At 42.9% G+C, this 13,106-nt stretch carries 11 protein-coding genes; 8 read left to right on the top strand and 3 right to left on the bottom strand.

Annotated features, from left to right (window positions below; all coding sequences use genetic code 11):
* Nucleotides 1-2: 2 nt before the first annotated feature.
* Entirely contained in the window at nt 3-377 is a 375-nt protein-coding gene (locus tag ACOJRU_RS00260; protein WP_421133070.1) for a hypothetical protein, read from the bottom strand.
* Between the two features lie 93 nt (nt 378-470).
* Nucleotides 471-1,148: a RadC family protein gene (radC, locus tag ACOJRU_RS00255; protein ID WP_421133069.1), complete on the bottom strand. Its 678-nt coding sequence runs from the start codon at nt 1,146-1,148 to the stop codon at nt 471-473.
* A gap of 182 nt (nt 1,149-1,330) precedes the next feature.
* On the opposite strand from radC, the gene coaBC reads away from it, so the two are divergent.
* Together coaBC and slmA are read left to right on the top strand one after the other, a co-directional pair.
* Complete coding sequence (coaBC, locus tag ACOJRU_RS00250; RefSeq protein WP_421133068.1) at nt 1,331-2,536, top strand: bifunctional phosphopantothenoylcysteine decarboxylase/phosphopantothenate--cysteine ligase CoaBC; 1,206 nt, start codon at nt 1,331-1,333, stop codon at nt 2,534-2,536.
* A gap of 141 nt (nt 2,537-2,677) precedes the next feature.
* The gene (gene slmA / locus ACOJRU_RS00245; protein WP_421133067.1) at nt 2,678-3,265 is read left to right on the top strand and encodes a nucleoid occlusion factor SlmA; all 588 of its coding nucleotides are present in this window, start codon (nt 2,678-2,680) and stop codon (nt 3,263-3,265) included.
* A gap of 83 nt (nt 3,266-3,348) precedes the next feature.
* Here slmA and ACOJRU_RS00240 read toward each other — a convergent pair whose 3' ends face one another.
* Complete coding sequence (locus ACOJRU_RS00240; RefSeq protein WP_421133066.1) at nt 3,349-4,992, bottom strand: M28 family metallopeptidase; 1,644 nt, start codon at nt 4,990-4,992, stop codon at nt 3,349-3,351.
* 155 nt (nt 4,993-5,147) lie between these two features.
* Between ACOJRU_RS00240 and ACOJRU_RS00235 the strand changes: the two genes are divergently transcribed.
* The 6 genes from ACOJRU_RS00235 (at nt 5,148) to ACOJRU_RS00210 (ending at nt 13,068) form a co-directional block, all read left to right on the top strand.
* Nucleotides 5,148-5,480 (top strand): DUF1820 family protein, encoded by a 333-nt coding sequence (locus ACOJRU_RS00235; protein WP_421133065.1) that lies wholly within the window; start codon nt 5,148-5,150, stop codon nt 5,478-5,480.
* A 41-nt stretch (nt 5,481-5,521) separates the two neighbouring features.
* Nucleotides 5,522-7,276 carry a DUF885 domain-containing protein gene (locus ACOJRU_RS00230; protein ID WP_421133064.1) on the top strand — a complete coding sequence of 585 codons (1,755 nt, stop codon included), beginning with the start codon at nt 5,522-5,524 and terminating at the stop codon, nt 7,274-7,276.
* On the top strand, nt 7,273-7,797 hold the full coding sequence (locus ACOJRU_RS00225) for a hypothetical protein (RefSeq protein WP_421133063.1): 525 nt from the start codon (nt 7,273-7,275) through the stop codon (nt 7,795-7,797). Before ACOJRU_RS00230 ends, ACOJRU_RS00225 begins: the two co-directional genes overlap by 4 nt.
* A gap of 116 nt (nt 7,798-7,913) precedes the next feature.
* Entirely contained in the window at nt 7,914-8,594 is a 681-nt protein-coding gene (imuA, locus tag ACOJRU_RS00220; RefSeq protein ID WP_421133062.1) for a translesion DNA synthesis-associated protein ImuA, read from the top strand.
* Between the two features lie 2 nt (nt 8,595-8,596).
* Nucleotides 8,597-9,997, top strand: coding sequence for a Y-family DNA polymerase (locus ACOJRU_RS00215; RefSeq protein ID WP_421133061.1), 1,401 nt, complete (start codon nt 8,597-8,599; stop codon nt 9,995-9,997).
* A complete protein-coding gene (locus ACOJRU_RS00210; RefSeq protein ID WP_421133060.1) occupies nt 9,997-13,068 on the top strand; it encodes an error-prone DNA polymerase in 3,072 nt (1,023 codons plus the stop codon). Before ACOJRU_RS00215 ends, ACOJRU_RS00210 begins: the two co-directional genes overlap by 1 nt.
* Nucleotides 13,069-13,106: the final 38 nt, after the last annotated feature.

Here is a 13,106-nt window from a genome sequence, read left to right as displayed (position 1 = left end):
ACTTACTGAACAGTAGGCGTATACGTGAACGTTACTGGAACAGTAATTGTTTGCGTAACTGTTTGCGTGCCCGATACCGTAACAGTGTTAGTTAGTGTATTGGTTGTACCAACACAAACACCGTCTACTAATGGATCATCGCCTTCACACGTTGGCTCTGGACCTGGGCCTGGACCTGGGCCTTGTTGACCTGGATCATCAGCAGAGTTGTTGTTGCTAATACCAACAGCAACACCTAGCACAACAGCACCAGTTAGAATACCACCAACACCTACACCACCTAAACCAGCAGTACCTGTACCACCTGCGTTATCTTGCGCATTTACGCCAGTAACCATCGTTGCTGCTGCAAACAATGCAATAATTGACTTTTTCATAATAGTCCTTTCAAGAAATTTACCCATTAGATCCTATGCTAAATCATTTTCAACTATTTGACTAGAATATAATCGACAAATGACATAGAAAGTTTAGTTTATCAGCCCTCGCTGCGCAAATGAAACGGTTTCGGTATCGCCTACGACAAAATGATCCAATACAGACACATCGATCATGCCCATTGCCGTTTTGATCTCATTGGTTAAGCGAATATCGGCATGACTAGGTTCGGCAATACCTGACGGGTGATTATGAACAAGAATAATGGCTGCAGCATTATCTTTCATTACCTGTTTTACGAGTTCTCTTGGATACACTGCTGCACTGTTTATGGTGCCGGTAAACATTTCTCTGAAAGCTATTAATTGGTGCTGACTATCAAGCATTAACATTCCAAATTTTTCTTGCTGACAATCTCGTAATTTGGCGCGTAAGTAGTATTTTGTATCTTCAACATTATGAAAAGCATTTTGTCGCGTCAACGGAATCTCTAAATTGCGTTTAAATACTTCAAATGAGGCTTGAAACTGAACATATTTACATGTTCCTAGCCCTTTAATTGCCGTAAATTCGTCTTCACTGGCTAACACCACCTCTCGTAATGATCCTAACTGCATGAGAAGATCATGAGACAGCTGCAAGGCTGACTTTCCTTTTACGCCTTTTCCTAGCATAACGGCAAGTAACTCAGCATCGCTTAGACGCTCTGCTCCTAAATGCAAAAGCTTTTCTCGAGGCCTTTCCTGGACGGGCCATACTTTTATTGTCATCGTTTTTACCAATTGTCGCACTTGTCGGTATTACACACTAAGGTGTCAAGCACTGGCGACTGAACATAGGTCGCGTTCGCAGTATTGTTATGTATTCACATACATTGAACCCACATGTTCAGCTACCTAACAAAAAGCCTTCATGATAGGCTTAATGCATAAAAAGACGGTTTGAACTATTTATGTCATTAGCTAATAAAAATATATTGCTTGGTGTGTGCGGAGGGATTGCCGCCTACAAAACGCCAGATCTTGTTCGTAAATTAAAAGCGCTGAATGCCAATGTACGTGTGGTAGTAACAGACTCTGCTACCGAATTTGTCAGTACACTTTCTTTACAAGCCGTATCAGGCAATCCAGTTCATCAACATCTTTTAGACCCCGCAGCGGAAGCCGCTATGGGGCATATAGAATTAGCTAAATGGGCTGACATTTTATTAATTGCGCCGGCAACGGCAAATACCATGGCCAAGCTTGCACATGGAATGGCTGATGATTTATTAACAACGTTATATCTTGCTACGACTGCGCGTATTTTTATCGCGCCAGCCATGAATCAACAAATGTGGAAAGCGTCAGCCACTCAGGTTAACAGTTCTATATTGTCGCAGCATGGCGTTACATTTATTGGCCCAGACAGTGGCGAACAAGCTTGTGGCGATGTCGGTGCAGGCAGAATGGTTGAACCTCAGGATATCGCCGATAAAGTATTACAAGCGTTCGGTAGCGATACGCCGAAACCGCTTGCCAATAAACACGTTGTTGTTACCGCTGGGCCAACGCGTGAGCCGCTAGACCCTGTGCGTTACATCTCAAATCATAGTTCTGGAAAAATGGGCTTTGCTATTGCTGAAGCAGCAAAAAACGCTGGAGCGTCGGTAACATTAATTGCTGGGCCTGTTAGCTTAGCCACACCAATAGGGTGCGAACGCGTTGATGTATTAAGCGCTGATGACATGTTGGGCGCATGTAAGAACACGCTCGATACATGTGATATTTTTATCGCCACCGCAGCGGTAGCCGATTACAAAGCAACACAGGTCGCTGATAATAAAATAAAGAAAACTGGCGATGAGTTAACACTTACTTTTACAAAAAACCCTGATATTCTAGCAACGGTTGCTCAGCAAGAAAGAAAGCCATTTTGTGTTGGCTTTGCGGCGGAGAGCCAGAATGTTGAAGCATATGCACGCGGCAAACTCGTTAATAAAAACCTTGATATGATTGCAGCTAATGATATTACTGCCGACGGGTTAGGGTTTAACAGCGACAGTAATGCATTGCATGTGATTTGGCCCGATGGCGATGAAAAGTTACCCGCCACCAGCAAGTCGGCACTAGCAATACAGCTCGTTGCGCTTATTAGTGAGCAATACAACAAAAAGTAACCTAAGCGCTCATTAAAGTAGTGTTGAGCGTCGATAATAAAAATAACTAAAACGCTATCGTAGCACTAGAGCATGCTGCTCTAAACAACTTAACATGGAACACGGACACATGCTGTTCGGTTGTGGAGGAATACTCTCGTCATGCCTGCTGTGAAAAAAACAAATCGCCGAGCGCAAATTTTGCAAGCCCTTGCGGGAATGCTAGAAACAAGCCCTGGCCAGCGCATTACTACCGCTAAACTTGCTGAAAAAGTAGGTGTGTCGGAAGCAGCGCTGTATAGACACTTCCCAAGTAAAGCAAGAATGTTCGAAGGCCTCATTGAGTTTATCGAAGAAACATTGTTTACCCGGATTAACAAAATTATTGATGAAGAAAAAGACTCTTTGGCTCGTTGCCAACTTATTCTTCACCTTATTTTAGGTTTTGCAGAAAAGAACCCTGGCATTACACGTATTTTAAATGGTGATGCACTTATGGGTGAACAAGAGCGGTTGCGAACCCGTATTGCAAAGCTGTATGAACGTTTAGAAACACAGCTAAAGCAGGTATTACGAGAAAGAAAGCTACGCGAAGGCAAAACGCTTACCGCTGATGAATCTGTCATTGCCAATATGCTTATTTGTTATACCGATGGCCGTATTAATCTTTTCATTCGCAGTGGGTTTACACGCAAACCTACTGAACAATTTAATGATCAGTGGGCAACGTTTAAACAACTGTTTGTTTAATTTTTACTGCTAATTCAAAACAAAAGGGCCAGCACAATGTGCTGGCCCTTTTTATTTAATGCTACATAAACCGTCGATACAAACTACTTCGATTTAGAAAACGTATTTCCAAAGAAGTCGCCTTCATTCCACATTGGTTTTTCTTCTTGATTTGCCAACGTCAAACCAATTTGGGCATTTACCTTGGTAAAGGTTTCAGCCGCTTTCCAATTGAAAGGCTGGTTAACATCATCGCTTGGCTTGTGATAGTGCGTAGATAAGAACTGACCAAACACCTTGCTGCCATCAACGTTAGGATCTTTCGATTTAAGGCCTGGCACCATGAATACTGCCGGTACACCTTGCTTTACAAATGCATAGTGGTCAGAGCGAGTGAATAACGCTTGGTCTGGCCATGGATCTGGGCTTAATTCAATGTCAGCATTAGCGGCTGCTTTTTCAACTGATGCTTGTAAATCACTATGGTTAGCACCAAACGCAATAACATCGGCAAACTCATAAGTAAGAATTGGCATGTCTAAATTGACGTTAGCAACCATTGAAGTAACCGGTACTGTAGGGTTGCGCGCAAAATAATCTGCGCCTAATAAGCCTTTTTCTTCACCGGTAACCGATACAAATAAAATGGAACGCTTTGGCTTTTCTTTCATTTCACTGAACAAACGTGCCGTTTCCAACATAACCGACGTGCCAGACGCATTGTCCATCGCACCATTATTTATGTTGTCTTTCTTCACGGTTTTCGCAAAGCCAATATGATCAGAGTGTGCTGAAAATACAACGTATTCATCTTTTAATTCAGGGTCTGAACCTTCTAGCACGCCCACTACATTTGGGCTTGTTATTACTTCATGGGTGCTAGTTTTACTAATATCGACCGTGCCTGGCAATGCAAAACCAGCAGGAACCTTATCGGCTTCAAGTTCAGCATAAACCTCATCTAAACTACGTGGCGCTCCTTCAAATAACTTACGTGCGGCAGCTTCACTCATGTAAGCACCGCCCTTAATTTGTGGGAAGCTGTTTGCTGGTTCGCCGTTTTCGTTCAACCATGCCATACGAGGAGTATGGATATAGCTTAAGCGACTTTGATAAGGGCGTACTTTTTCATTCTTGGGTGTCGTAATGGTGATCATGCCAACAGCACCGCGGTCAGCAGCATACTTTTGCTTTTGATAACCCGAAGCAAAATGCGCCCCTTCTTCAGAAGGAAAGTCGCTAGGCTTACCCGCTAACGTAACCACTATTTTACCTTCAACGTCTATGTCGCTGTAATCGTTGTGGGAAAGCTCATCAGCAACGATACCATAACCTACAAATACCATTTCGCCCGACACTGTCGCTTTTGTATTTAAGAGGCTAGGCCCTGCTAAGTACTCTTTAGGGTAAGCAAAGTCGATAGTGTCATCGCCACGACGTAACGTAAAAGAAGGCGACGCTTGTACTAAGTTAGCTTTACGGAATGTCACATTCTGAATGTAGCCATCGGTGCCCGCTGGTTTTAAACCATATTTTGCAAACTCGGTCGCAATATAAAGCGCTGCAATTTCATGCCCTCTAGAGCCGGTATCTCTACCTTCTAATAAATCATCAGCCAAAAAAAACAGGTGTGATTTTATACGCTGAGTATCAGGATTAAATGCTTGTTCTGTCGCACTGTGATTGTGCGCGCATGCCGTAAATGACATTGCGGTAAACGCACTACCTAGGAGAAGTTTTTTTATCATTGTGTTTCACCATTTCTTGTTGTGAGAATATAGTAACGCAGTGAGGTACTATATCAATGCGTAGCGCTTGGATTTTCGACCATTGCCCGTATATATAGACCACTGTAAAATCGATAGGCCATTTTAGCCCTCTATCTTTTATTAAAGAGCAGTTTATGACCGAAGAACTCACCCTTTATCGCGTTCAATTTATTAATGACGGTGAACGTTACGAACTTTATGTAAAAGCCTTGTCGCAAGGTGCTTTATTTGGTTTTGTTGAAATTGGCGACTTTGTTTGGGACACCCACACCAGCGTGGTTGTCGATCCGTCTCATGAAAGGTTGAAAGCTGAGTTTGCAGAAGTGAATAAAACCTATATTCCGATGCACAATATTTTACGAATTGATTCAGTAACGAAAAAAGGTTTAGCCAAAATTACTAAATTAGAAAATAAATCTGATAAAGTAACAAGGTTTCCAACCCCTATATACACACCAAAAGAGTAACCAGCCGGGCGATACCGGTATACAGGTTGCCGGAGGCCCTTATGTTTCGCTACGCATTACTCGTGATTTTAGCCGCCAGTAGTTTCATGCTGTCAGCACAACAAAATAAAGATACTACCTTCTATTCACTGCTTGATGATATCTGGCAGTATGAATTATCTATTTCTCCGCTGCTTGCTTCTCGACACGGTGTTGAAGCGCAAAATAGCAAGCTTCCTGATATCTCTTTGAAAGCGTTAGGTGAACAGCACGCCAAGTGGGTGGACTATCGCACGGCGCTTAACGCCTACTCAGATAAAAATTTATCTCAAGATGCGTACATTGCGCTATTAATGCAAAAGTACCGTATCGATAATTACATTGATAATTACCGTTTTCGTTCGTATCTGGTTCCTATTAATTCCGAATATGGATTTCATAGTGCAATGGGCGGCCTACCTAATGTCGCGTCTTTTAAAACCCAAAAGGATTATGACGATTACTTAGCGCGACTAGATGCACTACTCCCTTACTTCATGCAACAAATTGATTATATGAGAGCAGGTATTGCTGAAGGTTATACCCAGCCTCGTGTGGTTCTTGAAGGGTTTGAAGATTCTATCTCGACTTATCTGGTTGAGAGCGCAGAGGAAAGCGGCTTTTTTGCCCCCTTTACTTCATTTCCTGAATTCATCGATGAAACACAACAACAGGCATTGAAACAGCGCGCTATTGAAACCATTACGACTCGTGTGCTACCTGCTTATAAGGCGTTTTATGACTTTATGGTAGAAACGTATATTCCAAGCTCTCGAGAGGATATTGCCGCAAAAAATTGGCCCGACGGTGAGCAGTATTATGCCAACAGAGCAAAACACTACACAACAACAGACATGAGCCCAGAAGCAATCCACGCTTTAGGCCTTAAAGAAGTAAAACGTATCCGCACTGAGATGCAGACTGTTGTGGATAAGGTGAACTTTGACGGCTCAATTAATGACTTCATTGCTTTCTTAAGAGAAGATCCTCAGTTTTATGCTGAAAGCGCAGAAGCACTTTTAAAGGAAGCGTCGTTTATTGCTAAGAAGATGGACGCTAAGCTTCCACAGTTGTTTGAATACTTACCACGCACTCCTTACGGTGTTGCTCCCGTCCCCGACAGTATTGCCCCTAAATACACGACTGGCCGATATATCCATCCTAGTAGAGATGACCAACCCGGTTATTATTGGGTTAATACCTATGCGTTAGATAAACGTCCGCTGTATGCCTTACCTGCCCTAACGCTTCACGAAGCGGTGCCAGGTCACCACCTGCAAATATCGCTTGCAGCTGAGTTAGAAGACTTACCGATGGTACGTCGCAACACGTATATTTCAGCCTTCGGGGAAGGCTGGGGACTGTACTCTGAGTTCTTAGGTATAGAAGTGGGTATTTATGAAGACCCCTATGATGATTTTGGGCGTCTTAGCTATGAAATGTGGCGAGCATGTCGCTTAGTCGTAGATACCGGCATGCACATGATGGGATGGAGCAGGCAACAAGCTGTTGACTTTATGATGGAAAATACCGCGCTCTCCGAGCACAATGTTAATACTGAAATAGACCGTTATATTTCATGGCCAGCACAAGCGCTGTCTTACAAAATTGGTGAAATAAAAATAAAAGCACTTCGAAAAAAAGCAGAAGCGGCATTGGGCGCTAATTTCGATGTTCGTAAATTTCATCGTGCTGTGTTAGAAAACGGTTCTGTTCCTCTATTTATTTTAGAACAACATATCAACTCATTTATAAAAGAAGAAAAGGCAAAAATATGATTCTTGTCGCGTTTGGTATCATAGGGCTACTTACCCTGTTTTTGATTTACTTTGTCTTACGTATTCAAAATTTACAAAGAGAGTTAGCGTTAACTCGCCATTCGGTAAAACAGAGTAACAGTAAGGTGAATTATGCTTATCACAACCTTGTGATGGTTACTGATGCGTTGGAAAAGGCCTATGTATCACGTATTGAAAGTGCATTTAAAAGCAAGCTTATCGAGCAAAGCCAGTACAATGCATTACTCCCGTTAATGCGTAACTTCTCTTCGGTTGTGATGCTGTGTAATGAAAAAGGAGCCACACTAGAAGAAGCACTGAAAAAGGCATTATCGTCTGAAAGCACCTCGTTTGAAGATGTGGTTGAAGTCGTCAAAACATTGCCGAGTAACGTAAGAATGTCATGGTCTAAAAATACCGCCGACGGTTTTATTAACTTCTGTCAGTTAGTTACGAATACAGTAAACGGTAATAAAACCAAATCACAGGCCTCTCCTTCTCAAGACGCTCAAGCTAGCTAAAGATCTTTTTATATATCAAGTAACTAGCGATGTGTTTGCTGCCAAGCAGCGCACATCGCTTGAAAAGGTATTGCGCTTCACTATAATACTGTACATATATACAGTATTTTGGTGCTATGAAAACGTCTCTTTCCGCTTTACATGACAACCCCAATATCTGGCGTGCTAGCCAGCGTACTTCCTGTGAGCAAAAATATGCCTTGGGTTACCAGCACTTAGATCATGCGTTGAATGGCGGAATTGCCCCCTCTGGCGTGGTTCGCGTATCGTCCCATACCGGTATTGGTGAATTGTCGTTATTTAAAGCCGTATTAACTGAACCTCAAAAACATAAGCTTCGGGTATTCATTAATTGCCCTGCCATTATTCAAGCACCATGGTTAAATGCATTTGGTATAGATTTAAAGCAAACGCTGGCTATTAACACGCAATCTGATGACGACGCTTTGTGGGCGGCAGAACAATGCTTAAAAAGCACTGCGTGTCATTGTGTTGTTTTGTGGAACAACAGGTTGACCGCGAAAACGGCTCGCCGTTTACAGGTGGCTTCCACACACAACAATGCGCTGTGTTTAATTTTTTGTGATAACGCGCGTGATACATCACTTCCCATCAGTTTAGATTTATCGCTACATCGACATGAAAAAAATGTCACCGTTGATGTACGTAAACAACGCCATGGCTGGCCTGTAAAAGGCATAAATATTTCACTACCATGGACGCCCGATAATACTGCTATTCAATCTGCTATGCGCAAAAGCACATCGCGGAAACAGGCGTTTAACTCGGTTATTTAGCCATGATTTGGGCGTACTTTTACTGTTATCAATTAACGCTAGATGCACACGAGAAATGTTGTGATGCACAAGAATATGCTGAGCCTATTATCACATACAGTGATAAAGATAATTGCGTTATACAGTTAAATCAGGCAGCAAAAAATGCCGGTATTGAAACCGGCCATGGGCTTGCTCAAACAGCAGCGCTATGTCCGCATGTAAACATACTGACATTTGATGCAGAGGCAGAAAAACGTACGCTTACCGCGTTGGCTCATCGACTCTATCCGTTAGCCTCAGACATCGTGCTCGGTGACATCAACGGGATTGCTATAAGGTTAGATAACTTGCTGCAGTATTATGGTAGCTACGATATTTTGTGGAATGTATTAACACAAGAGTTTAACCACGCTGGTATCCACTACCATTTTGCTACCGCGTGGGGAATAGAAGCAGCCAAGTTACTTGCTCATCAGGGTATAAATAAATGCGGCTATACACAGCAAGACATTGCTCGCTTGTTATCGACCTGCCTACTTAAACATAGCGCATTAGACAATAAAACGCTGTCTACCTTATCTAAAGTAGGCATTCACAATATCGGGCAATTATTACGCTTGCCTGTTCACGAACTCGGAAGGCGATTTTCCAATGCAGTGATTCAATATTTAACCGCATTACGCGGTGAAACTTTTCCACAAGTAACGCTATTTAGACCCTCAGAACATTTTGAGTCGTTTATTTTGTTACCTTATGAAGTGGAAAATACTGCACACCTTATGCGCTACGTTACACAATGCATTACCGCACTAGAGCATTATCTTCGGGCAAGAAATTTACTCACCAGCCTATTAACCTTTACGATATCGTATCGAGAAGGCCAACCCCTTGTGTTTTCGGTGAGCGCAGCAACACCGCAGTCATCACTGTCAAGTTGGCTGTCATTGGTCAGTTTAAAGATAGAGACCATCACGCTCTTAGCGCCGGCGATTTCCATTGCATTACACTGTGAGCAATTTGAACTGATTGAGGAAGGGACAACAGATTTCTTCTCAAACCGATTTACCACGATTGCGCAGAAACAACTTATTGGTCGGTTAAAAGCAAAGTTAGGCGATACCAGTACCTACACGCCAGCCCTTGGCGACAGCCATATATTCGAACAGCAAACTTGTACCAACGTCGTCACTGAAAAAGCCGTTGAATATACCGCCGTTAGCCCTACCTTCTTACTAGAGACCCCTACACCTCTCACCGCATCAACAAAAATATGTTTCGGCCCAGTAAGACTAGAAAGCGGTTGGTGGGAGCAACGTAATTACAAACGCGACTACTTTATTGCCCAAACGGAAGCGGGCGTACGCTTGTTGGTATTTAAAGATGAAAACCAGTCTTGGTGGGTACAAGGGGTATACAGCTAGTGTATAGCGAGCTTTTTTGCCAAAGTCATTTTAGTTTTCTTTGTGGTGCCTCGTCTCCTGCAGAATTGGTTACTACCGCGTCGTTTTTAGGATACGACGCGATTGCAATCACTGATGAATGCTCTGTGGCTGGAGTGGTCAAAGCTTATGATGAAATAATTCACCAACGCTTACCGATAAAGCTAATTGTGGGAAGTTATTTTACTTTTAATGATGACCTGTCATTTGTATTACTGTGCCCCGATAAAAAAGCCTATACCGAACTATGCAGAATTATCACAAATGCAAGGCGGCGTTCTGAAAAAGGGGAATACCAACTCGCAGAGTGGGACTTAAAAACCATTAAATCCTGTACGCTTATTTGGTTACCGTCGGGTAAAGAAGCGCAAGATGACTATTGGGCTAGTTGGTTTATAAAACACCCTGCCATTACTGTCTATATTGGCGGTCAGCGTTTACTTGATGGTTGCGATCACACTCATTTTGCAACCTACACACGCTTGAGTGACACCTACCACTTTCCTATTGTGGCCTGCACGGGTGTACTTATGCATCATAGCGATAGACTAAGCTTACAACATGTTCTGCACGCGACACGCATACACAAACCGGTCAGCCAGATAGGGGCAGCATTACTCAGTAATGCAGAACGAAGTCTACGAACAATAAACAAACTTAATAAGCTCTATCCAAGTGCCTGGATAACCAACACAAACGCACTTACTGCCCATTGTCATTTTTCGTTAGGGGAGTTGTGTTATCAATATCCAGCCGAACTGGTTCCTAGCGGTTATACTCCCACTCGCTATCTTAGAGAACGCGTGGAAGCCGGTATAAAAATACGCTTTCCTGAAGGGCTTACCAACGACATTAGGGCCATTATCGAAAAAGAGCTAACACTTATACAGGCTCAGCAATACGAATATTTTTTTCTGACCATCTATGACATTGTGCAGTTTGCAAAGCGCCAAGGTATTCTTTATCAAGGTCGAGGGTCGGCGGCTAATTCTGTTGTGTGTTATTGCCTTGAAATTACCGCGGTGGACCCTCGCCAAATTAATGTGTTGTTCGAGCGCTTCATTTCAAAAGAACGTAATGAGCCCCCAGATATTGATGTCGACTTTGAACACCAACGGCGAGAAGAGGTAATCCAATATATTTATGGCAAATATGGGCGAGAGCGCACAGCATTAGCATCTACCGTTATTACCTACCGCTTTAAATCTGCTTTTAAGGATGTAGGTAAAGCCCTTGGCTTTAGTGAGTCGCAACTTACCTTTGTTATGAAACAAATTAACCGAAGAGACAGTGTTATTCCGTGGCAGTCTCAAATACATGCGTTGGGGCTCAATCCTTCAGATAAACGCGTTGAGCAATTGATCAATTTAACTGAACAATTGTTAGGTACTCCTCGCCACTTATCTCAACATGTCGGTGGATTTGTTATCAGCGCAGGGCCTTTATACGAATTAGTGCCTGTAGAAAATGCGTCGATGCCTGATCGCACTATTATTCAGTGGGATAAAGACGACATAGAGACGCTGGGTTTACTAAAAGTAGATGTATTAGCGCTAGGAATGCTTAGTGCTATACGGCGTACGTTTGAAATGATTAATAAACATTATGACACCCCCGTGAGTATTCCGTTTATTACTAAACTAGGAGACGATAAGCAGGTATACGACATGATATGCAAGGCTGATACGGTCGGCGTATTCCAAATAGAGTCACGAGCGCAAATGTCGATGTTGCCACGTTTGAAACCTCGTCGTTATTATGACTTGGTTGTACAAATTGCCATTGTACGACCAGGCCCTATACAAGGTGATATGGTGCATCCCTACCTGTTACGCCGCCATGGTAATGACACCATCAGTTACCCGTCAAAAGACGTTGAGAACGTACTATCTCGCACTATGGGCGTACCGATATTTCAAGAACAAGTTATTCAACTTGCTATGGTTGCAGCAGGCTTTAGCGGTGGTGAAGCAGATCAACTACGACGAGCAATGGCAAGCTGGAAAAAAGATGGCCGTATTTATGAATTTAGAGATAAGTTAATTAAAGGGATGGTAGATAGAGGATACGATGAGCAATTTTCTAAAAACCTTTTTGAGCAAATAAAAGGCTTTGCAGGCTATGGCTTTCCCGAGTCGCATTCTGCCTCTTTTGCGGTACTCGCGTATGTGTCATGTTGGTTAAAATTCTATTTTCCGGTGGAGTTCTATGTAGCATTGCTTAATAGTTACCCTATGGGTTTCTATACCCCCTCACAATTAATGCAAGATGCTAAGCGCCACAACATTACTATTAAAGCGCCTTGTATCAACGCATCTCAATATGAAAGCGAAGCAAAAATAACACGTCAGACAACATACATTCAGCTTGGGCTTCGGTTAGTGAAAGGCCTTAGTGAAGAAGGCGCACAAAAAATAGTGAATAATCGTCCTGCAACTGGCTTTATACGTGTCTCAGACGTTCAAGTGCTGTCTCTTAGGCAGGACGAACTTGAAGCGCTTGCTAGCGCAAACGCTTTTTCATCAATTGCAGGAGATCGCTACGAAGCACGCTGGCGTATGATGGATACGCAAACCTCCTTACCTCTTTTTGACGATATTGATGATAAAGCGGGGTTTACTCATAAGCCAAATGCCGTACAAAACCTTATTGAGGACTACGCCTCTATCGGATTATCCTTAGCCGATCATCCTATATCACTTATCCATAAAGCAAGAAAACTTACACGCATTATTCGTGCAAATACACTTGCGACTAAGCCACATAAATCTGTCGTTACCGTGTTAGGTTGTGTAACAGGGCGTCAAGCGCCCGGAACGGCTGCAGGGGTTACTTTTCTTACTTTAGAAGATGATACCGGCAATATTAATGTTGTTGTATGGCAAGCAACCGCGCGGGCGCAACAACTTCCCTTTTTAAAGGCCAAACTGTTGCAGGTAAATGGAATTTTGGAACGTTCTAAGGAAGGTGTCATACACGTGATTGCTGGTAAGTTAATTGACCGTACTGGGTGGCTTGAGGCACTTAACGTGCCTTCTCGCGATTTTCACTGACTTAGTTCACGGCCTCCCCCAATAAGTCATTTACAACC

It is taken from the genome of Alteromonas algae, assembly GCF_049117195.1.
Lineage (GTDB): Bacteria > Pseudomonadota > Gammaproteobacteria > Enterobacterales > Alteromonadaceae > Alteromonas.
Note: the sequence above shows the minus strand (reverse complement) of the source record. Positions and strands in the feature narration are given on the sequence as shown.

What these genes read in the sequence shown, in the direction of transcription:
- ACOJRU_RS00260 (WP_421133070.1), bottom strand. Translation starts at nt 377, where the DNA reads ATGAAAAAGTCAATTATTGCATTGTTTGCAGCAGCAACGATGGTTACT.
- radC (WP_421133069.1), bottom strand. Translation starts at nt 1,148, where the DNA reads ATGACAATAAAAGTATGGCCCGTCCAGGAAAGGCCTCGAGAAAAGCTT.
- coaBC (WP_421133068.1), top strand. Translation starts at nt 1,331, where the DNA reads ATGTCATTAGCTAATAAAAATATATTGCTTGGTGTGTGCGGAGGGATT.
- slmA (WP_421133067.1), top strand. Translation starts at nt 2,678, where the DNA reads ATGCCTGCTGTGAAAAAAACAAATCGCCGAGCGCAAATTTTGCAAGCC.
- ACOJRU_RS00240 (WP_421133066.1), bottom strand. Translation starts at nt 4,992, where the DNA reads ATGATAAAAAAACTTCTCCTAGGTAGTGCGTTTACCGCAATGTCATTT.
- ACOJRU_RS00235 (WP_421133065.1), top strand. Translation starts at nt 5,148, where the DNA reads ATGACCGAAGAACTCACCCTTTATCGCGTTCAATTTATTAATGACGGT.
- ACOJRU_RS00230 (WP_421133064.1), top strand. Translation starts at nt 5,522, where the DNA reads ATGTTTCGCTACGCATTACTCGTGATTTTAGCCGCCAGTAGTTTCATG.
- ACOJRU_RS00225 (WP_421133063.1), top strand. Translation starts at nt 7,273, where the DNA reads ATGATTCTTGTCGCGTTTGGTATCATAGGGCTACTTACCCTGTTTTTG.
- imuA (WP_421133062.1), top strand. Translation starts at nt 7,914, where the DNA reads ATGAAAACGTCTCTTTCCGCTTTACATGACAACCCCAATATCTGGCGT.
- ACOJRU_RS00215 (WP_421133061.1), top strand. Translation starts at nt 8,597, where the DNA reads ATGATTTGGGCGTACTTTTACTGTTATCAATTAACGCTAGATGCACAC.